We start from the raw sequence: 1,305 nt of genomic DNA, 5'->3' as shown, positions 1-1,305 counted from the left end.
GAGCTGGTCGGCGGCCGCGACCTGCCGATCTACGCTGCCGCGATGGGCGGCGAAGGCCATATGATCGTCACCTTCGAGGCGATCGACTGGGTGAAGCGCCCGGCGGTGCTGCAGAATGTTCGCGGCGGCTACGGCATCCTGGTGGGCGGCGAATCCATGATCCCTGCCTATTGGCCCGGCGACACCGCGCTGGTGAACCCGCATCTGCAGCCTGCGCGGGATTCCGACGCCGTGTTTTTCCACACCCCGCCGAAGGAGCGAGGGGACGAGGAAGCGATCATCAAGCGCCTGGTCGGCATGAACGACCGCGAATGGACGCTGGAGCAATATCGGCCGGCGAAGACGTTTACGGAGAGCCGGGTTGATTGGCCGATTTGCCACCGGGTGGTGGGGAAGTATAACGCGCGATAGCGGCGGATCAGGCCGCCTGAGCATCCAAACTGAGCTCCTAATCCGGCCGAGGATCAAGTCCGTGGGCTGCTCCGTCGCTGTTGACTTGGATCCTCCTCGGCTAACGAGCTAATGTAATTCGAAGGCGTTTCGCTCGATCTCTAAAGGCTCGCTCCCCTCCTTCGAGGACGTCAGTGACAAAGCGGCGAGCCTCTTCTTGGTCGAGGCTTCCAGAACGATAGGTAATAGGGGGAAGACCTCGTCCATTTGATGTCCCAACCTCTGCCAGAATGACTTGATCTGCATCGGTGTTCACAACGAGGTTGGCGTTGTGCGTCACCATAATCACTTGCCTCCTAAGCTTGGCTTTTTGAAATAAAGGTACCAACTCCTGGTAAACCGATTGGGGGTCTAGATTCTCCTCGGGCTGATCGATTATCAGCGGGCGAGAGTCCCCGTCGTCGAGGGCGAGATACAGCAGCACCAGAACGATACCTCGGGTGCCCGGCGATAGCTTTTGAATGTCGATGCCATCGTACCGAATGGCGTACTCAATTCCTATGTGCTGCGTGCTGTAAAGCCATTGTGCGAAGCGGCGGGACCATGGGCGATAGGCGGCCGGATCCGCACGCGACGGCCCCCGGTCCAGCAACTCCGTTTCGAATTGCGCTCGGAACTTCGCCATGGCCTGGGCTATGTCTTTTGCGTCGCCAGTCTCCCAGACGGGCTTGAGCTGCCTGGTGGCTTCCTGCTCAAGAGTGCCGCGACCTCTAAATGGCCCCCCTCGAACGTCAAAGAGGTCCTTCTCACCCTTCGCTGCCCAGCCCGCGGCGTCCGCCTTGCGCTCGACCACAAACGTTATTTTGCCAAGGCTGCCGCCTTCGCTCTGAAGACGTTTGGTAATCGGAGCATACA

The 1,305-nt window shown here is 59.8% G+C and carries 2 protein-coding genes; one reads left to right on the top strand and one right to left on the bottom strand.

Going from position 1 to position 1,305, the window contains the following annotated elements; translation table 11 throughout:
- Positions 1-411, top strand: a 411-nt coding sequence (locus tag EOA27_RS36835; RefSeq protein WP_145970843.1) for a S24 family peptidase, incomplete at its 5' end; no start/stop codon positions are given.
- 100 nt (positions 412-511) lie between these two features.
- Here the strand turns inward: EOA27_RS36835 and EOA27_RS36830 are convergent.
- Positions 512-1,305, bottom strand: a 794-nt coding sequence (locus tag EOA27_RS36830) for an AAA family ATPase (protein ID WP_145970842.1), incomplete at its 5' end; no start/stop codon positions are given.

This window comes from Mesorhizobium sp. M2A.F.Ca.ET.037.01.1.1 (assembly GCF_003998075.1).
GTDB lineage: Bacteria > Pseudomonadota > Alphaproteobacteria > Rhizobiales > Rhizobiaceae > Mesorhizobium.
This window is presented reverse-complemented; position numbering and strand designations above follow the sequence as displayed.